We start from the raw sequence: 15,360 nt of genomic DNA, 5'->3' as shown, positions 1-15,360 counted from the left end.
CCACTGTGGCAGACTGTCCGAGTTGCTCGGTCGAGTGTTGATGCTGTGCGCCTCCCGCCGGGAGGACCGGAAGCTAGTCCCACAGTACTCGTCAACCCCATGTGGGTTGGACGTACGGGAATCTTCCGGGAAGTGTCGGCGCGGCACCGGCCAGGCGCCCGGTGGGCCTTCCGTCCCCGGTCTGCGGTTCCGGAAGGGCCGTGTGCATTCCCCGCCAGGGATGTTCGAACAAGGGACATCTGTGTCAGCGGGGGTGCGACACGCCCGACCGCGTGGGTCGGAGAGGGCGAAGGGAACACCGGGTTCCGGAGCGTAAGAAGAGACAGGACTACTGAGTAGCCATGGCGGGACAGAAGATCCGCATCCGGCTCAAGGCCTACGACCACGAGGTCATCGACTCCTCGGCGAAGAAGATCGTCGAGACGGTGACCCGTACTGGTGCGTCGGTCGCGGGCCCGGTGCCGCTGCCCACTGAGAAGAACGTGTACTGCGTCATCAAGTCGCCGCACAAGTACAAGGACTCGCGCGAGCACTTCGAGATGCGCACGCACAAGCGCCTGATCGACATCCTCGACCCGACCCCCAAGACCGTTGACTCTCTGATGCGACTCGACCTCCCGGCCGGTGTCGACATCGAGATCAAGCTCTGAGGCGCGGTGATCTGAGAGATGGCTAAGCAGATCAAGGGCATCCTGGGCGAGAAGCTCGGCATGACGCAGGTGTGGGACGAGAACAACCGCGTTGTTCCCGTCACCGTCGTCAAGGCCGGGCCCAATGTCGTCACCCAGGTCCGTACCAATGACGCCGACGGCTACGAGTCCGTCCAGATCGCCTTCGGCGAGATCGACCCGCGCAAGGTGAACAAGCCCCTGAAGGGTCACTTCGCCAAGGCCGACGTCACCCCGCGTCGTCACCTCGTCGAGATCCGCACGTCGGACGCCTCCGAGTACACGCTGGGCCAGGAGATCACCGCCGAGGTGTTCGAGGCCGGCCTCAAGGTCGACGTCACCGGCAAGAGCAAGGGCAAGGGCTTCGCCGGTGTCATGAAGCGCCACAACTTCCGTGGCCTCGGCGCCGGGCACGGTACCCAGCGCAAGCACCGCTCCCCCGGCTCCATCGGTGGCTGCGCCACCCCGGGTCGTGTGTTCAAGGGCCTCCGCATGGCGGGTCGCATGGGCAACGAGCGGGTCACCACCCAGAACCTGACCGTCCACGCCGTTGACGCGGAGAAGGGTCTGCTGCTCATCAAGGGCGCGGTTCCCGGTCCGAACGGCGGCCTCGTCCTGGTCCGCACCGCGGCCAAGGGGGCCTGAGGTAACCGATGAGCACTGTTGACATCCTTTCGCCGGCGGGCGAGAAGGCCGGTTCCGTCGAGCTCCCCGCGGAGATCTTCGACGCCAAGGTCAGCGTTCCGCTGATCCACCAGGTCGTCGTCGCGCAGCTGGCCGCTGCCCGCCAGGGCACCCACAAGACCAAGACCCGTGGCGAGGTCCGTGGTGGTGGCAAGAAGCCGTACCGCCAGAAGGGCACCGGCCGCGCCCGCCAGGGTTCGACCCGTGCGCCGCAGTTCGCCGGCGGTGGCGTCGTGCACGGCCCGCAGCCGCGTGACTACTCGCAGCGGACCCCGAAGAAGATGAAGGCCGCCGCCCTGCGCGGTGCCCTCACCGACCGGGCCCGGCACAGCCGCATCCACGTCGTCTCCGGCGTGGTCGAGGGCGAGGCCCCCAGCACGAAGGCCGCCAGGAGCCTGTTCGGCAAGATCAGCGAGCGCAAGAACCTGCTCCTGGTCGTCGACCGCGCCGACGAGGCCGCGTGGCTGTCCGCCCGCAACCTGCCCCAGGTGCACATCCTGGAGCCGGGCCAGCTGAACACGTACGACGTTCTCGTCTCGGACGACGTGGTCTTCACCCAGGCCGCGTTCGAGTCCTTCGTGTCCGGCGCGCCAGCTGCTGCGCGGAACAATGACACCGAAGGGAGCGAGGTCTGATGGCTGTCCGTCACCCCGCTATCGCCTCGAAGGCCGCCAAGGCCGCCAAGGCCGCGCGCGTCGCCAAGGCGAGGCGCCACGCCGCCGAGGGCAAGAACACCGTCGTCACCCCGGCGAGCAAGGCCTACACGGACCCCCGTGACGTCCTGCTCAAGCCGGTCGTGTCCGAGAAGAGCTACGCGCTCCTCGACGAGAACAAGTACACGTTCGTCGTCGACCCGCGTGCCAACAAGACCCAGATCAAGGAGGCCGTCCAGGCGGTCTTCTCGGTCAAGGTCACCGGGGTCAACACGATCAACCGCCAGGGCAAGCGCAAGCGGACCCGCACGGGCTTCGGCCAGCGCGCCGCCACCAAGCGCGCGATCGTGACCCTCGCCGAGGGCGACCGCATCGACATCTTCGGCGGTCCGACCGCGTAAGCGGTCGGAGCGTCCAGATAATCGGGAATCTTCCGAGGACTGAGAGACAATGGGAATCCGCAAGTACAAGCCGACTACGCCGGGCCGTCGTGGCGCCAGCGTCGCCGACTTCGTCGAGGTCACGCGGTCCACGCCGGAGAAGTCGCTGGTCCGCCCCCTGCACAGCAAGGGCGGCCGTAACAACGCCGGTCGTGTGACCGTTCGCCACCAGGGTGGCGGACACAAGCGCGCCTACCGTGTGATCGACTTCCGTCGGCACGACAAGGACGGCGTGCCGGCGAAGGTCGCGCACATCGAGTACGACCCCAACCGCACCGCGCGCATCGCGCTCCTGCACTACGTGGACGGCGAGAAGCGCTACATCCTCGCGCCGCGTGGCCTGAGCCAGGGCGACCGCGTCGAGAACGGCCCCGGGGCCGACATCAAGCCGGGCAACAACCTCGCCCTGCGCAACATCCCGGTCGGTACCACGCTGCACGCCATCGAGCTGCGTCCGGGCGGCGGCGCCAAGTTCGCCCGCTCGGCCGGTGCCTCCGTGCAGCTGCTCGCGAAGGAGGGCTCCATGGCCCACCTGCGCATGCCGTCCGGTGAGATCCGCCTGGTCGACGTCCGCTGCCGCGCCACTGTCGGCGAGGTCGGCAACGCCGAGCAGAGCAACATCAACTGGGGCAAGGCGGGCCGCAAGCGGTGGCTGGGTGTTCGCCCGACCGTCCGTGGTGTGGTCATGAACCCGGTGGACCACCCGCACGGTGGTGGTGAGGGCCGGACCTCCGGTGGCCGCCACCCTGTGTCCCCGTGGGGCAAGAAGGAAGGCCGTACTCGTTCGCCCAAGAAGGCGTCGAACAAGTACATCGTCCGCCGCCGCAAGACGAACAAGAAGCGCTAAGGACGGGTTGAGATGCCTCGTAGCTTGAAGAAGGGGCCCTTCGTCGACGACCACCTGATGAAGAAGGTGGACACCCAGAACGAAGCCGGCACCAAGAACGTCATCAAGACCTGGTCCCGTCGCTCGATGATCGTCCCGGCCATGCTCGGCCACACGATCGCGGTGCACAACGGCAAGATCCACATCCCGGTGTTCGTCACCGAGTCGATGGTCGGCCACAAGCTCGGCGAGTTCTCGCCGACCCGCACCTTCCGGGGCCACGTCAAGGACGACCGGAAGTCGAAGCGCCGCTAGGCGCGGATCGCACCAGACAAGCAAGTAACTCTGAAGGGACAACCATGGAAGCCAGGGCCCAGGCGCGGTACATCCGCGTCACGCCCATGAAGGCCCGCCGTGTGGTGGACCTCATCCGTGGCATGGACGCCACGGAGGCCCAGGCTGTTCTGCGATTCGCTCCGCAGGCAGCCTCGGTGCCGGTGGGCAAGGTGCTGGACAGCGCCATCGCCAACGCCGCGCACAACTACGACCACTCCGACGCCGACTCGCTGTTCGTCTCCGAGGCGTACGTCGACGAGGGCCCGACCCTGAAGCGGTTCCGCCCGCGGGCCCAGGGCCGTGCCTACCGGATCCGCAAGCGGACCAGCCACATCACCGTGGTCGTCAGCAGCAAGGAAGGAACCCGGTAATGGGCCAGAAGGTAAACCCGCATGGGTTCCGGCTCGGTGTCACCACCGACTTCAAGTCGCGCTGGTACGCCGACAAGCTGTACAAGGACTACGTCAAGGAAGACGTCGCCATCCGTCGGATGATGACGTCCGGCATGGAGCGCGCCGGCATCTCCAAGGTCGAGATCGAGCGCACCCGTGACCGCGTCCGCGTGGACATCCACACCGCGCGCCCGGGCATCGTCATCGGCCGCCGCGGCGCCGAGGCCGACCGCATCCGCGGTGACCTGGAGAAGCTGACCGGCAAGCAGGTCCAGCTGAACATCCTCGAGGTCAAGAACCCGGAGACGGACGCTCAGCTGGTGGCCCAGGCCGTCGCCGAGCAGCTGTCCTCCCGCGTCTCCTTCCGCCGCGCCATGCGCAAGAGCATGCAGTCGGCGATGAAGGCGGGCGCCAAGGGCATCAAGATCCAGTGCGGTGGCCGCCTCGGCGGCGCCGAGATGTCCCGCTCGGAGTTCTACCGCGAGGGCCGGGTGCCCCTGCACACGCTCCGCGCGAACGTGGACTACGGCTTCTTCGAGGCCAAGACGACCTTCGGCCGCATCGGTGTGAAGGTCTGGATCTACAAGGGCGACGTCAAGAACATCGCCGAGGTCCGCGCCGAGAACGCCGCCGCCCGTGCGGGCAACCGCCCGGCGCGTGGCGGTGCCGACCGCCCGGCCCGTGGTGGCCGCGGTGGCGAACGGCGCGGTCGTAAGCCGCAGCAGGCTGCCGGCGCCGAGGCCCCCAAGGCCGAGGCTCCCGCGTCCGCTCCGGCTGAGAGCACCGGAACGGAGGCCTGACCGACATGCTGATCCCCCGTAGGGTCAAGCACCGCAAGCAGCACCACCCGAAGCGCGACGGCGCTGCCAAGGGTGGCACGACGGTTGCGTTCGGCGAGTACGGCATCCAGGCGCTGACCCCGGCGTACGTCACGAACCGCCAGATCGAGGCGGCTCGTATCGCCATGACCCGTCACATCAAGCGTGGCGGCAAGGTCTGGATCAACATCTACCCGGACCGTCCGCTGACGAAGAAGCCGGCCGAGACCCGCATGGGTTCCGGTAAGGGTTCTCCGGAGTGGTGGATCGCCAACGTCAAGCCCGGACGCGTGATGTTCGAGCTGTCGTACCCCAATGAGAAGATCGCCCGTGAGGCGCTGACCCGTGCGGCCCACAAGCTGCCGATGAAGTGCCGGATCGTCAAGCGCGAGGCAGGTGAAGCGTGATGTCGGCCGGTACCAAGGCGTCCGAGCTGCGCGAGCTGGGCAACGAGGAGCTGCTGGACAAGCTCCGCGAGGCCAAGGAAGAGCTGTTCAACCTCCGCTTCCAGGCGGCGACCGGTCAGCTTGAGAACCATGGCCGTCTGAAGGCGGTCCGCAAGGACATCGCGCGGATCTACACCCTGATGCGCGAGCGTGAGCTGGGCATCGAAACGGTGGAGAGCGCCTGATGAGCGAGAGCAACGTGACTGAAACGACCGAGCGCAACGCCCGCAAGACCCGTGAGGGCCTGGTCGTCAGCGACAAGATGGACAAGACCGTCGTCGTCGCCGTCGAGGACCGTGTGAAGCACGCGCTGTACGGCAAGGTCATCCGCCGTACCAACAAGCTCAAGGCGCACGACGAGCAGAACGCTGCCGGCATCGGCGACCGTGTCCTCCTGATGGAGACCCGGAAGCTGTCCGCCACCAAGCACTGGCGCGTCGTCGAGATCCTCGAGAAGGCCAAGTAGTAATTCCTGCGGGGCAGTTGCCTCGCAGGACAGTTCCGCCAGGCTCGGCAGGGGTTGCGTGAAGGAACCCCTGCCGGGAACCGGCAGACAAACAGGAGATAGACGTGATCCAGCAGGAGTCGCGGCTGCGTGTCGCCGACAACACGGGCGCGAAGGAGATCCTTTGCATCCGTGTGCTCGGTGGCTCCGGTCGCCGCTACGCGGGCATCGGTGACGTCATCGTCGCCACCGTCAAGGACGCGATCCCCGGTGGCAACGTGAAGAAGGGTGACGTCGTCAAGGCGGTCATCGTTCGCACCGTCAAGGAGCGCCGCCGTCCGGACGGCTCGTACATCCGCTTCGACGAGAACGCCGCCGTCATTCTGAAGAACGACGGCGACCCTCGCGGCACCCGCATCTTCGGCCCGGTCGGCCGTGAGCTGCGCGAGAAGAAGTTCATGAAGATCATCTCGCTCGCGCCGGAGGTGCTGTAAGCATGAAGATCAAGAAGGGCGACCTGGTCCAGGTCATCACCGGCAAGGACAAGGGCAAGCAGGGCAAGGTCATTGCCGCTTACCCGCGCGAGGACCGCGTCCTGGTCGAGGGTGTCAACCGGGTCAAGAAGCACACCAAGGCCGGCCCGACCGCTCGCGGTTCCCAGGCCGGCGGCATCGTGACCACCGAGGCGCCGGTCCACATCTCCAACGTCCAGCTGGTCGTGGAGAAGGACGGCAAGAAGGTCGTCACGCGTGTCGGCTACCGCTTCGACGAAGAGGGCAACAAGATCCGCGTTGCCAAGCGGACGGGTGAGGACATCTGATGGCTACCACCACCACTCCGCGTCTGAAGACGAAGTACCGCGACGAGATCGCCTCGAAGCTGCGTGACGAGTTCAAGTACGAGAACGTCATGCAGATCCCGGGCCTCGTCAAGATCGTGGTCAACATGGGTGTGGGCGACGCCGCCCGCGACTCCAAGCTGATCGAGGGCGCCATCCGCGACCTCACCACGATCACCGGTCAGAAGCCGGCCGTCACCAAGGCCCGCAAGTCCATCGCGCAGTTCAAGCTGCGCGAGGGGCAGCCGATCGGTGCCCACGTCACGCTCCGTGGCGACCGCATGTGGGAGTTCCTGGACCGCACCCTGTCGCTCGCGCTGCCGCGCATCCGCGACTTCCGCGGTCTGTCCCCCAAGCAGTTCGACGGCCGTGGCAACTACACCTTCGGTCTCACCGAGCAGGTCATGTTCCACGAGATCGACCAGGACAAGATCGACCGCGTCCGGGGTATGGACATCACCGTGGTCACCACGGCGACCAACGACGCTGAGGGCCGCGCGCTCCTTCGTCACCTCGGCTTCCCGTTCAAGGAGGCGTGAGCGAGATGGCGAAGAAGGCTCTGATTGCCAAGGCTGCTCGCAAGCCCAAGTTCGGTGTGCGTGGCTACACCCGCTGCCAGCGCTGTGGCCGTCCGCACTCCGTGTACCGCAAGTTCGGCCTGTGCCGCGTGTGCCTTCGTGAGATGGCTCACCGTGGCGAGCTGCCGGGCGTGACCAAGAGCTCTTGGTAATCCCGCCCGTTCGGGATTCCCAGGGCTCTCGGTAAGCAGTGGGCGTGTCAGGTGCCCTTCGTTCCATGGCTTAGGCTTGGAGGGTTGGGCGCCTGACCACCGCCCGTGGGCACGGCCCACTAATGTTTGCTTACTACGCCGTAGGTCCACCGCGCCGCACCCGTCCCGTCTCGGATCGGGGAGAGGGACGGCGCACCAGGAAACCCCGGCGAGAGAGGCCGAAGGCCAATTCATGACCATGACTGATCCGATCGCAGACATGCTGACGCGTCTGCGGAACGCGAACTCGGCGTACCACGACTCCGTGGCGATGCCGCACTCGAAGATCAAGTCGCACATCGCGGAGATCCTCCAGCAGGAGGGCTTCATCACGGGCTGGCAGGTCGAGGACGCCGAGGTCGGCAAGTCCCTCGTCCTGGAGCTGAAGTTCGGCCCCAACCGTGAGCGCTCCATCGCGGGCATCAAGCGGATCTCCAAGCCCGGTCTCCGGGTGTACGCGAAGTCCACCTCCCTGCCGAAGGTGCTCGGCGGCCTCGGCGTGGCGATCATCTCCACGTCGTACGGGCTCCTCACCGACAAGCAGGCCGGCAAGAAGGGCGTGGGTGGGGAAGTCCTCGCCTACGTCTGGTAGCAGAAGGGAACGGAGGAAACAGCTATGTCGCGCATCGGCAAGCTCCCCATCGCGGTTCCCGCCGGCGTGGACGTCACCATCGACGGCCGTACGGTCTCGGTCAAGGGCCCCAAGGGCTCGCTGACCCACACCGTCGTGGCGCCGATCGAGATCGCCAAGGGCGACGACGGCACCCTGCAGGTGACCCGCCCCAACGACGAGCGTCAGAACAAGGCCCTGCACGGCCTGTCCCGCACGCTGGTGGCGAACATGATCACCGGCGTGACCCAGGGTTACGTGAAGAAGCTCGAGATCAGCGGTGTCGGCTACCGCGTGACCGCCAAGGGTTCGAACCTGGAGTTCGCTCTCGGTTACAGCCACCCGATCGTGGTCGAGGCCCCCGAGGGCATCTCCTTCAAGGTGGAGGCCCCGACCCGGTTCTCGGTCGAGGGCATCGACAAGCAGAAGGTCGGCGAGGTTGCGGCCAACATCCGCAAGCTGCGCAAGCCTGACCCGTACAAGGCCAAGGGCGTCAAGTACGAGGGCGAAGTCATCCGCCGCAAGGTCGGAAAGGCGGGTAAGTAAGCCATGGCATACGGGCAGAAGATCCTCAAGGGCGACGCCTACAAGCGCGCCGCGATCAAGCGCCGCCACATCCGGATCCGCAAGCGGATCGCCGGTACGGCGGAGCGTCCCCGTCTGGTCGTGACCCGCTCCAACCGTCACATCGTGGCGCAGGTGATCGACGACCTGAAGGGCCACACGCTGGCATCGGCGTCCACGCTGGACACGTCGATCCGCGGTGCCGAGGGCGACAAGTCCGCGCAGGCCAAGCAGGTCGGCGCCCTGGTCGCCGAGCGTGCCAAGGCCGCCGGTGTCGAGGCCGTCGTGTTCGACCGTGGTGGCAACCAGTACGCCGGGCGCATCGCCGCCCTGGCGGACGCCGCCCGCGAGGCCGGGCTCAGGTTCTGAGCCGCCGTAGCTAGCGGAATAGAGAGAGGTAATCCAATGGCTGGACCCCAGCGCCGCGGTGGCGGTGCCGGTGGCGGCGAGCGGCGGGACCGGAAGGGCCGTGACGGCGGCGCTGCTGCCGCCGAGAAGACCGCGTACGTTGAGCGCGTCGTCGCGATCAACCGCGTCGCCAAGGTTGTGAAGGGTGGTCGTCGCTTCAGCTTCACCGCGCTGGTCGTGGTGGGCGACGGTGACGGCACCGTGGGTGTCGGATACGGCAAGGCCAAGGAGGTGCCGGCCGCCATCGCCAAGGGTGTCGAGGAGGCCAAGAAGCACTTCTTCAAGGTCCCGCGGATCCAGGGCACCATCCCGCACCCCATTCAGGGTGAGAAGGCCGCCGGTGTCGTGCTCCTCAAGCCGGCCTCGCCGGGTACCGGTGTGATCGCCGGTGGTCCCGTGCGTGCCGTCCTGGAGTGCGCCGGCATCCACGACGTGCTGTCGAAGTCGCTCGGCTCCGACAACGCGATCAACATCGTGCACGCGACCGTGGCGGCCCTGAAGGGTCTGCAGCGTCCCGAGGAGATCGCGGCCCGCCGTGGTCTGCCGCTCGAGGACGTTGCGCCCGCGGCCCTGCTGCGTGCGCGTGCCGGGGCGGGTGCGTGATGGCTCAGCTGAAGATCACGCAGGTCAAGTCCTACATCGGCAGCAAGCAGAACCACCGTGACACCCTGCGGTCGCTTGGTCTCAAGGGGATCAACACCGTGGTCGTCAAGGAGGACCGCCCCGAGTTCCGCGGCATGGTGCACACCGTCCGCCACCTCGTGTCGGTCGAGGAGGTCGACTGATCATGGCGGAGAGCAACCCGCTGAAGATCCACAACCTCCGTCCCGCCCCGGGCGCCAAGACCGCCAAGACCCGTGTCGGTCGTGGTGAGGCGTCGAAGGGTAAGACGGCCGGTCGTGGTACCAAGGGCACCAAGGCCCGCTACCAGGTTCCGGAGCGCTTCGAGGGCGGCCAGATGCCGCTGCACATGCGCCTCCCGAAGCTGAAGGGCTTCAAGAACCCGTTCAAGACCGAGTACCAGGTCGTGAACCTCGACAAGCTGGCCGCGCTCTACCCCGAGGGTGGCGAGGTCACGGTCGAGGGTCTGGTGGCCAAGGGCGCCGTTCGCAAGAACAGCCTGGTCAAGGTGCTCGGCCAGGGCGAGGTCTCCGTGGCGCTGCAGGTGACGGTCGACGCCGTCTCCGGCTCCGCCAAGGAGAAGATCACCGCTGCCGGCGGCACCGTCACCGAGCTCGTCTGACCCACTCGGGTGACTCGATGACCTGAACGAACCCGACCGGGGATGCCCTACAAATGGGGTATCCCCGGTCGGTCGTTCCAAGGGAGCAGTGTCGCCGGTAAGGTTGCCTGCACTGCCCACTTTCCTTGGGTGCTTCACATGGGGCACTCTGATCGGCAGTTGACCGTTACGTATTTGTCTTTGTCGAACCTCAAGACCGTCACCCTTGACGCAGTTGCGCGGGGGTCGCAGGAGGCACCGTGCTCACCGCGTTCGCCCGGGCGTTCAGGACGCCCGACCTGCGCAAGAAGCTGCTCTTCACGCTGGGCATCATCGTGGTCTACCGGGTCGGTACCCACATCCCGATCCCCGGCGTCAACTACCAAGCCGTCCAGCAGTGCGTGAAAGAGGCATCCGGCAATCAGGGACTCTTCGGTCTCGTCAACATGTTCAGCGGCGGCGCGCTGCTGCAGATCACCGTCTTCGCCCTCGGCATCATGCCGTACATCACGGCGAGCATCATCCTGCAGCTGCTGACCGTGGTCATCCCGCGCCTGGAAGCCCTCAAGAAGGAGGGCCAGTCCGGCACGGCGAAGATCACGCAGTACACGCGTTATCTGACGGTGGCGCTGGCCATCCTGCAGGGCACCGGCCTGGTGGCCACCGCCCGCAGCGGCGCCCTCTTCTCCGGCTGCACCGTCGCGTCGAGCATCGTCCCCGACCAGGCGATCTTCGCCACCATCACGATGGTCATCTGCATGACCGCGGGTACGGCCGTCGTCATGTGGCTGGGCGAGCTCGTCACCGACCGCGGCATCGGCAACGGCATGTCGATCCTCATGTTCATCTCGATCGCCGCGACCTTCCCGTCCGCGCTGTGGGCGATCAAGAAGCAGGGCACCCTGGCCGACGGCTGGATCGAGTTCGGCACCGTCATCGCGGTCGGCCTGATCATGGTCGCGCTCGTGGTCTTCGTCGAGCAGGCCCAGCGCCGCATCCCCGTGCAGTACGCGAAGCGCATGATCGGCCGTCGCTCCTACGGGGGTACGTCCACCTACATTCCGCTGAAGGTCAACCAGGCGGGTGTGATCCCCGTCATCTTCGCGTCCTCGCTGCTCTACATCCCGGCTCTGATCGCCCAGTTCGCCGGCGGCAACTCCGGCTGGAAACAGTGGATCACCACGAACCTGACCAAGGGCGACCACCCGATCTACATCACCCTCTACTTCTTGCTGATCGTTTTCTTCGCGTTCTTCTACGTGGCGATCTCCTTCAACCCCGAGGAAGTCGCCGACAACATGAAGAAGTATGGTGGCTTCATCCCGGGCATCCGGGCTGGCCGACCGACCGCTGAGTACCTGTCGTACGTACTCAACCGGATCACCTGGCCGGGTTCGCTGTATTTGGGTCTGATCGCTCTCGTACCGACGATGGCGTTGGTTGGCTTCGGGGCAAGCCAGAACTTCCCGTTCGGTGGCACCAGCATCCTGATCATCGTGGGTGTGGGTCTCGAAACGGTGAAGCAGATCGAGAGCCAGCTTCAGCAGCGCAATTACGAAGGGTTCCTCCGCTGATGCGAATCGTCCTCGTCGGGCCGCCGGGTGCCGGTAAGGGAACGCAAGCTGTGCGACTTTCCGAAGAACTGCGCATCCCGCACATCTCCACGGGCGACCTGTTCCGGGCCAACATCAGCCAGCAGACTGAGCTGGGGAAACTCGCGAAGTCCTACATGGACGCCGGCAACCTCGTCCCCGACGAGGTCACCATCGCGATGGCCGAGGACCGTATGGGGCAGCCGGATGCCGAGAACGGCTTCCTGCTGGACGGCTTCCCGCGGAACGTCTCCCAGGCCGAGGCGCTGGACGAACTGCTGGAGAACGAGAACGTCACGCTGGACGCCGTGCTCGACCTCGAAGTCCCCGAGGACGAGGTGGTCAAGCGGATCGCCGGCCGGCGCACCTGCCGCAACAAGTCGGAGCACGTCTTCCATGTGACCTACAGCCCGCCGAAGAAGGAAGGCGTCTGCGACGTCTGCGGCGGCGAGCTGTACCAGCGTGACGACGACTCCGAGGGCACCGTCCGCAAGCGGCTCGAGGTCTACCACACGCAGACGGAGCCGATCATCGACTACTACAAGGCGCAGGGGCTGGTCGTGACGATCTCCGCCCTGGGCCCGGTGGACGAGATCACCCAGCGGGCGCTCGGAGCGCTCAAGCGGGACGAGGACGCCAAGTAGCCTCCTCGGGTCTTCCGGCCGCGGTGCCCTCTCCCGGACCTCGTCCGGGGGTACCCCAGGGCGCCGCGGCCGTAGTGTTGTGCAGTGACCGGTTGTCGTGAGTGACGGAGAGCGCAGGCCCCCCATGGTGCAGATCAAGACCCCCGAGCAGATCGCCAAGATGCGTGCGGCGGGGCTGGTCGTCGCCGCGATCCACGCGGCCACCCGGGAGGCCGCCGTGCCCGGCGCCAGCACCAAGGACCTGGACGAGGTGGCGCGCAAGGTGCTCGCCGAGCACAGCGCCACGCCGAACTTCCTCGGGTACGGCGGCTTCCCGGCCACCATCTGCACCTCGGTCAACGAGGTCGTCGTCCACGGCATCCCGTCGGACGAGGTGGTCCTCAAGGACGGCGACATCATCTCCATCGACTGCGGCGCGATCGTGGACGGCTGGCACGGCGACGCCGCTTACACGGCCTTCGTGGGCTCCGGCCACGCCCCGGAGCTGATCGAGCTGTCCCGGGTGACCGAGGAGTCGATGTGGGCCGGGATCGCGGCGATGCGGCAGGGCAACCGGCTCGTCGATGTCTCCCGGGCCGTCGAGACCTACATCCGCCGCCAGCCGAAGCCCGGCGGCGGCCGTTACGGGATCGTCGAGGACTACGGCGGCCACGGCATCGGCACCGAGATGCACATGGACCCGCACCTGCTGAACTACGTCGACCGCCGGCGCGGCAAGGGCCCCAAGCTGGTCCCCGGCTTCTGCCTGGCCATCGAGCCGATGGTGTCCCTGGGCACCCCGAAGACCGAGGTGCTCCAGGACAACTGGACGGTCATCACCACCGACGGCACCTGGTCCTCCCACTGGGAGCACTCCGTCGCCCTGACCGAGCAGGGGCCGCTGGTGCTGACCGCCCCCGACGGCGGCCGGGCCAAGCTGGCGGAGCACGGCATCACCGCCGCCCCCGACCCGCTGGCATAACGATCTCCGGCCCGGGGCAGACTTCCTGGATTCGTCTTTCCGGGGGCGCTGACGTAGACTGACTCGTCGGCTCTCGTGCACTCGCATGTCCGCATGTGCCCGCAAGGGACGCGAGGGAGTCGATCAAGGTAGTCGATTCGAAGGGCGAAGCGTGGCCAAGAAGCAAGGTGCCATCGAGATCGAGGGCACTGTCGTCGAGTCTCTTCCGAACGCCATGTTCAGGGTCGAGCTCCAGAACGGCCACCAGGTTCTGGCACACATCAGCGGCAAGATGCGTATGCACTACATCCGCATCCTCCCTGACGACCGGGTCGTGGTGGAGCTGTCTCCTTACGACCTGACGCGTGGCCGGATCGTCTACCGATACAAGTAGATCTTGCCCGCGCCCCGGTCCGCCGGGGCGATGGCACTGACCCGGAGAACCTCACATCCCATGAAGGTCAAGCCGAGCGTCAAGAAGATCTGCGACAAGTGCAGGGTGATCCGCCGTCACGGCCGGGTCATGGTCATCTGCGAGAACCCGCGCCACAAGCAGCGCCAGGGCTGACGCAGGACCGGACCTCTGCATCACGCAGGGCTTCGCGCGACGCAAGCTGAATCTGTTCATACGCAGGACCCGGCACCGTTCGGTTCCGACACCCCCGGCTCGGAGGCCGGGGACCCAGTTCGTACCTGGTACGGCGGCTGGGATCCGGTCCTGTGGAAGACCTCCGACAAGTAACTGGAGCCATTGAATGGCACGCGTTTCCGGTGTTGACATCCCGCGCGAAAAGCGCGTGGAGGTCGCCCTCACCTATGTGTTCGGCATCGGCCGGACCCTCTCCCAGGAGACGCTGGCTGCGACCGGCGTCGACCCGAACACCCGCGTTCGCGACCTCTCCGAGGAGCAGCTCGTCGCGATCCGCGAGTACGTCGACAACAACATCAAGACCGAGGGTGACCTCCGTCGCGAGATCCAGGCCGACATCCGCCGCAAGGTGGAGATCGGCTGCTACCAGGGTCTCCGTCACCGTCGCGGTCTGCCCGTCCGCGGCCAGCGCACCAGCACCAACGCTCGTACCCGCAAGGGCCCGCGTCGCGCCATCGCCGGCAAGAAGAAGCCGGGCAAGAAGTAGTCCGCAGCGGATACCTGTCCACGGTCTTCGCTGTAGGACCGACCACCTCCCGTAGGAGTTTGTAGATGCCCCCCAAGGGTCGTCAGGGCGCTGCCAAGAAGGTGCGCCGCAAGGAAAAGAAGAACGTCGCTCACGGCCACGCGCACATCAAGAGCACGTTCAACAACACGATCGTCTCGATCACGGACCCGTCCGGCAACGTGATCTCCTGGGCCTCCGCCGGTCACGTCGGCTTCAAGGGCTCCCGGAAGTCCACGCCGTTCGCCGCGCAGATGGCCGCCGAGTCGGCTGCCCGCCGCGCCCAGGAGCACGGCATGCGCAAGGTCGACGTGTTCGTGAAGGGCCCGGGTTCCGGTCGTGAGACCGCGATCCGCTCCCTGCAGGCCACGGGCCTCGAGGTCGGCTCCATCCAGGACGTCACCCCGACCCCGCACAACGGCTGCCGTCCGCCGAAGCGCCGCCGCGTCTGACGCGTCACGCTCCGCGAACAGTGGTTCGGGCGGTACGGCTCTGTACGGGTCGTACCGCCCGTACCCTTGCATCACCCGCACTTTCACGGGTGCGGTCCCCGTCGGACGTCAAATAGCGGGCGTCCACGAAAGAAGGATCTGATCCACCCATGCTGATCGCTCAGCGTCCCTCGTTGACCGAAGAGGTCGTCGACGAGTTCCGCTCCCGGTTCGTGATCGAGCCGCTGGAGCCGGGCTTCGGCTACACCCTCGGCAACTCGCTCCGCCGTACCCTTCTGTCGTCGATTCCCGGTGCTGCTGTCACGTCGATCCGTATCGACGGCGTGCTGCACGAGTTCACCACCGTGCCGGGTGTCAAGGACGATGTCACCGACCTGATCCTCAACATCAAGCAGCTGGTCGTCTCCTCGGAGCACGACGAGCCGGTGGTGATGTATCTGCGCAAGCAGGGTCCGGGTC

At 66.5% G+C, this 15,360-nt stretch carries 28 protein-coding genes and 1 pseudogene; all 29 read left to right on the top strand.

The annotated features are described in order from the left end of the window. The first annotated feature begins 341 nt into the window (after positions 1–341). Positions 342–650 (top strand): 30S ribosomal protein S10, encoded by a 309-nt coding sequence (gene rpsJ / locus CTZ28_RS41030; protein WP_003948644.1) that lies wholly within the window; start codon positions 342–344, stop codon positions 648–650. Positions 651–668: 18 nt separating this feature from the next. After that, positions 669–1,313, top strand: a complete 645-nt coding sequence (rplC, locus tag CTZ28_RS41025) for a 50S ribosomal protein L3 (RefSeq protein WP_121894856.1) — start codon at positions 669–671, stop codon at positions 1,311–1,313. A gap of 8 nt (positions 1,314–1,321) precedes the next feature. Next, complete coding sequence (rplD, locus tag CTZ28_RS41020; protein ID WP_121894855.1) at positions 1,322–1,987, top strand: 50S ribosomal protein L4; 666 nt, start codon at positions 1,322–1,324, stop codon at positions 1,985–1,987. Next, complete coding sequence (gene rplW, locus CTZ28_RS41015; protein WP_121894854.1) at positions 1,987–2,406, top strand: 50S ribosomal protein L23; 420 nt, start codon at positions 1,987–1,989, stop codon at positions 2,404–2,406. The genes rplD and rplW overlap by 1 nt, the downstream gene beginning before the upstream one ends. A gap of 49 nt (positions 2,407–2,455) precedes the next feature. Continuing rightward, positions 2,456–3,292 (top strand): 50S ribosomal protein L2, encoded by an 837-nt coding sequence (rplB, locus tag CTZ28_RS41010; protein WP_121894853.1) that lies wholly within the window; start codon positions 2,456–2,458, stop codon positions 3,290–3,292. 12 nt (positions 3,293–3,304) lie between these two features. Beyond that, complete coding sequence (rpsS, locus tag CTZ28_RS41005) at positions 3,305–3,586, top strand: 30S ribosomal protein S19 (RefSeq protein ID WP_121894852.1); 282 nt, start codon at positions 3,305–3,307, stop codon at positions 3,584–3,586. 44 nt (positions 3,587–3,630) lie between these two features. Further along, positions 3,631–3,978 carry a 50S ribosomal protein L22 gene (rplV, locus tag CTZ28_RS41000; RefSeq protein ID WP_121894851.1) on the top strand — a complete coding sequence of 116 codons (348 nt, stop codon included), beginning with the start codon at positions 3,631–3,633 and terminating at the stop codon, positions 3,976–3,978. Beyond that, complete coding sequence (gene rpsC / locus CTZ28_RS40995) at positions 3,978–4,799, top strand: 30S ribosomal protein S3 (RefSeq protein WP_003998826.1); 822 nt, start codon at positions 3,978–3,980, stop codon at positions 4,797–4,799. Before rplV ends, rpsC begins: the two co-directional genes overlap by 1 nt. 5 nt (positions 4,800–4,804) lie before the next feature. Further along, on the top strand, positions 4,805–5,224 hold the full coding sequence (gene rplP, locus CTZ28_RS40990; RefSeq protein WP_103837549.1) for a 50S ribosomal protein L16: 420 nt from the start codon (positions 4,805–4,807) through the stop codon (positions 5,222–5,224). After that, on the top strand, positions 5,224–5,448 hold the full coding sequence (rpmC, locus tag CTZ28_RS40985; RefSeq protein ID WP_121894850.1) for a 50S ribosomal protein L29: 225 nt from the start codon (positions 5,224–5,226) through the stop codon (positions 5,446–5,448). Before rplP ends, rpmC begins: the two co-directional genes overlap by 1 nt. Next, positions 5,448–5,729 carry a 30S ribosomal protein S17 gene (rpsQ, locus tag CTZ28_RS40980; RefSeq protein ID WP_121894849.1) on the top strand — a complete coding sequence of 94 codons (282 nt, stop codon included), beginning with the start codon at positions 5,448–5,450 and terminating at the stop codon, positions 5,727–5,729. The genes rpmC and rpsQ overlap by 1 nt, the downstream gene beginning before the upstream one ends. Before the next feature lie 104 nt (positions 5,730–5,833). Beyond that, complete coding sequence (gene rplN, locus CTZ28_RS40975) at positions 5,834–6,202, top strand: 50S ribosomal protein L14 (protein WP_003998823.1); 369 nt, start codon at positions 5,834–5,836, stop codon at positions 6,200–6,202. Between the two features lie 2 nt (positions 6,203–6,204). Beyond that, on the top strand, positions 6,205–6,528 hold the full coding sequence (gene rplX, locus CTZ28_RS40970; protein ID WP_121894848.1) for a 50S ribosomal protein L24: 324 nt from the start codon (positions 6,205–6,207) through the stop codon (positions 6,526–6,528). Further along, a complete protein-coding gene (gene rplE, locus CTZ28_RS40965) occupies positions 6,528–7,085 on the top strand; it encodes a 50S ribosomal protein L5 (RefSeq protein ID WP_121894847.1) in 558 nt (185 codons plus the stop codon). The genes rplX and rplE overlap by 1 nt, the downstream gene beginning before the upstream one ends. A gap of 5 nt (positions 7,086–7,090) precedes the next feature. Then, positions 7,091–7,276, top strand: a complete 186-nt coding sequence (locus CTZ28_RS40960) for a type Z 30S ribosomal protein S14 (RefSeq protein ID WP_003948630.1) — start codon at positions 7,091–7,093, stop codon at positions 7,274–7,276. A 232-nt stretch (positions 7,277–7,508) separates the two neighbouring features. Next, positions 7,509–7,907, top strand: a complete 399-nt coding sequence (gene rpsH, locus CTZ28_RS40950; RefSeq protein ID WP_121894845.1) for a 30S ribosomal protein S8 — start codon at positions 7,509–7,511, stop codon at positions 7,905–7,907. A gap of 24 nt (positions 7,908–7,931) precedes the next feature. Beyond that, positions 7,932–8,471, top strand: a complete 540-nt coding sequence (rplF, locus tag CTZ28_RS40945) for a 50S ribosomal protein L6 (RefSeq protein ID WP_121894844.1) — start codon at positions 7,932–7,934, stop codon at positions 8,469–8,471. Positions 8,472–8,474: 3 nt separating this feature from the next. Then, a complete protein-coding gene (gene rplR / locus CTZ28_RS40940; RefSeq protein ID WP_121894843.1) occupies positions 8,475–8,858 on the top strand; it encodes a 50S ribosomal protein L18 in 384 nt (127 codons plus the stop codon). Between the two features lie 36 nt (positions 8,859–8,894). Continuing rightward, positions 8,895–9,500: a 30S ribosomal protein S5 gene (gene rpsE, locus CTZ28_RS40935; RefSeq protein WP_003992370.1), complete on the top strand. Its 606-nt coding sequence runs from the start codon at positions 8,895–8,897 to the stop codon at positions 9,498–9,500. Next, entirely contained in the window at positions 9,500–9,682 is a 183-nt protein-coding gene (gene rpmD / locus CTZ28_RS40930) for a 50S ribosomal protein L30 (protein WP_039656212.1), read from the top strand. Before rpsE ends, rpmD begins: the two co-directional genes overlap by 1 nt. Positions 9,683–9,684: 2 nt before the next feature. After that, entirely contained in the window at positions 9,685–10,140 is a 456-nt protein-coding gene (rplO, locus tag CTZ28_RS40925) for a 50S ribosomal protein L15 (RefSeq protein ID WP_121894842.1), read from the top strand. 239 nt (positions 10,141–10,379) lie between these two features. After that, a complete protein-coding gene (secY, locus tag CTZ28_RS40920) occupies positions 10,380–11,693 on the top strand; it encodes a preprotein translocase subunit SecY (protein ID WP_121894841.1) in 1,314 nt (437 codons plus the stop codon). After that, positions 11,693–12,355 carry an adenylate kinase gene (locus CTZ28_RS40915; RefSeq protein ID WP_121894840.1) on the top strand — a complete coding sequence of 221 codons (663 nt, stop codon included), beginning with the start codon at positions 11,693–11,695 and terminating at the stop codon, positions 12,353–12,355. Before secY ends, CTZ28_RS40915 begins: the two co-directional genes overlap by 1 nt. A 124-nt stretch (positions 12,356–12,479) precedes the next feature. Next, positions 12,480–13,316, top strand: a complete 837-nt coding sequence (gene map / locus CTZ28_RS40910) for a type I methionyl aminopeptidase (RefSeq protein ID WP_121894839.1) — start codon at positions 12,480–12,482, stop codon at positions 13,314–13,316. A 151-nt stretch (positions 13,317–13,467) separates the two neighbouring features. After that, on the top strand, positions 13,468–13,689 hold the full coding sequence (gene infA / locus CTZ28_RS40905; protein WP_004927214.1) for a translation initiation factor IF-1: 222 nt from the start codon (positions 13,468–13,470) through the stop codon (positions 13,687–13,689). A 60-nt stretch (positions 13,690–13,749) separates the two neighbouring features. Further along, the gene (rpmJ, locus tag CTZ28_RS40900; RefSeq protein ID WP_003998809.1) at positions 13,750–13,863 is read left to right on the top strand and encodes a 50S ribosomal protein L36; all 114 of its coding nucleotides are present in this window, start codon (positions 13,750–13,752) and stop codon (positions 13,861–13,863) included. Positions 13,864–14,050: 187 nt separating this feature from the next. Further along, positions 14,051–14,431 carry a 30S ribosomal protein S13 gene (gene rpsM, locus CTZ28_RS40895; RefSeq protein ID WP_030811707.1) on the top strand — a complete coding sequence of 127 codons (381 nt, stop codon included), beginning with the start codon at positions 14,051–14,053 and terminating at the stop codon, positions 14,429–14,431. Positions 14,432–14,496: 65 nt separating this feature from the next. Then, positions 14,497–14,901, top strand: a complete 405-nt coding sequence (gene rpsK / locus CTZ28_RS40890; RefSeq protein WP_003956432.1) for a 30S ribosomal protein S11 — start codon at positions 14,497–14,499, stop codon at positions 14,899–14,901. 149 nt (positions 14,902–15,050) lie between these two features. After that, positions 15,051–15,360 (top strand): annotated as a pseudogene (locus CTZ28_RS40885) (DNA-directed RNA polymerase subunit alpha); the annotation flags it as partial.

This window comes from Streptomyces shenzhenensis (genome assembly GCF_003688995.1).
GTDB classification, from domain to species: Bacteria; Actinomycetota; Actinomycetes; order Streptomycetales; family Streptomycetaceae; genus Streptomyces; species Streptomyces shenzhenensis_A.
The sequence above is the reverse complement of the archived record's forward strand: the minus strand, read 5'-3'. Positions and strand labels throughout refer to the sequence as shown.

What these genes read in the sequence shown, in the direction of transcription:
- rpsJ (WP_003948644.1), top strand. Translation starts at nt 342, where the DNA reads ATGGCGGGACAGAAGATCCGCATCCGGCTCAAGGCCTACGACCACGAG.
- rplC (WP_121894856.1), top strand. Translation starts at nt 669, where the DNA reads ATGGCTAAGCAGATCAAGGGCATCCTGGGCGAGAAGCTCGGCATGACG.
- rplD (WP_121894855.1), top strand. Translation starts at nt 1,322, where the DNA reads ATGAGCACTGTTGACATCCTTTCGCCGGCGGGCGAGAAGGCCGGTTCC.
- rplW (WP_121894854.1), top strand. Translation starts at nt 1,987, where the DNA reads ATGGCTGTCCGTCACCCCGCTATCGCCTCGAAGGCCGCCAAGGCCGCC.
- rplB (WP_121894853.1), top strand. Translation starts at nt 2,456, where the DNA reads ATGGGAATCCGCAAGTACAAGCCGACTACGCCGGGCCGTCGTGGCGCC.
- rpsS (WP_121894852.1), top strand. Translation starts at nt 3,305, where the DNA reads ATGCCTCGTAGCTTGAAGAAGGGGCCCTTCGTCGACGACCACCTGATG.
- rplV (WP_121894851.1), top strand. Translation starts at nt 3,631, where the DNA reads ATGGAAGCCAGGGCCCAGGCGCGGTACATCCGCGTCACGCCCATGAAG.
- rpsC (WP_003998826.1), top strand. Translation starts at nt 3,978, where the DNA reads ATGGGCCAGAAGGTAAACCCGCATGGGTTCCGGCTCGGTGTCACCACC.
- rplP (WP_103837549.1), top strand. Translation starts at nt 4,805, where the DNA reads ATGCTGATCCCCCGTAGGGTCAAGCACCGCAAGCAGCACCACCCGAAG.
- rpmC (WP_121894850.1), top strand. Translation starts at nt 5,224, where the DNA reads ATGTCGGCCGGTACCAAGGCGTCCGAGCTGCGCGAGCTGGGCAACGAG.
- rpsQ (WP_121894849.1), top strand. Translation starts at nt 5,448, where the DNA reads ATGAGCGAGAGCAACGTGACTGAAACGACCGAGCGCAACGCCCGCAAG.
- rplX (WP_121894848.1), top strand. Translation starts at nt 6,205, where the DNA reads ATGAAGATCAAGAAGGGCGACCTGGTCCAGGTCATCACCGGCAAGGAC.
- rplE (WP_121894847.1), top strand. Translation starts at nt 6,528, where the DNA reads ATGGCTACCACCACCACTCCGCGTCTGAAGACGAAGTACCGCGACGAG.
- CTZ28_RS40960 (WP_003948630.1), top strand. Translation starts at nt 7,091, where the DNA reads ATGGCGAAGAAGGCTCTGATTGCCAAGGCTGCTCGCAAGCCCAAGTTC.
- rpsH (WP_121894845.1), top strand. Translation starts at nt 7,509, where the DNA reads ATGACCATGACTGATCCGATCGCAGACATGCTGACGCGTCTGCGGAAC.
- rplF (WP_121894844.1), top strand. Translation starts at nt 7,932, where the DNA reads ATGTCGCGCATCGGCAAGCTCCCCATCGCGGTTCCCGCCGGCGTGGAC.
- rplR (WP_121894843.1), top strand. Translation starts at nt 8,475, where the DNA reads ATGGCATACGGGCAGAAGATCCTCAAGGGCGACGCCTACAAGCGCGCC.
- rpsE (WP_003992370.1), top strand. Translation starts at nt 8,895, where the DNA reads ATGGCTGGACCCCAGCGCCGCGGTGGCGGTGCCGGTGGCGGCGAGCGG.
- rpmD (WP_039656212.1), top strand. Translation starts at nt 9,500, where the DNA reads ATGGCTCAGCTGAAGATCACGCAGGTCAAGTCCTACATCGGCAGCAAG.
- rplO (WP_121894842.1), top strand. Translation starts at nt 9,685, where the DNA reads ATGGCGGAGAGCAACCCGCTGAAGATCCACAACCTCCGTCCCGCCCCG.
- CTZ28_RS40915 (WP_121894840.1), top strand. Translation starts at nt 11,693, where the DNA reads ATGCGAATCGTCCTCGTCGGGCCGCCGGGTGCCGGTAAGGGAACGCAA.
- map (WP_121894839.1), top strand. Translation starts at nt 12,480, where the DNA reads ATGGTGCAGATCAAGACCCCCGAGCAGATCGCCAAGATGCGTGCGGCG.
- rpmJ (WP_003998809.1), top strand. Translation starts at nt 13,750, where the DNA reads ATGAAGGTCAAGCCGAGCGTCAAGAAGATCTGCGACAAGTGCAGGGTG.
- rpsM (WP_030811707.1), top strand. Translation starts at nt 14,051, where the DNA reads ATGGCACGCGTTTCCGGTGTTGACATCCCGCGCGAAAAGCGCGTGGAG.
- rpsK (WP_003956432.1), top strand. Translation starts at nt 14,497, where the DNA reads ATGCCCCCCAAGGGTCGTCAGGGCGCTGCCAAGAAGGTGCGCCGCAAG.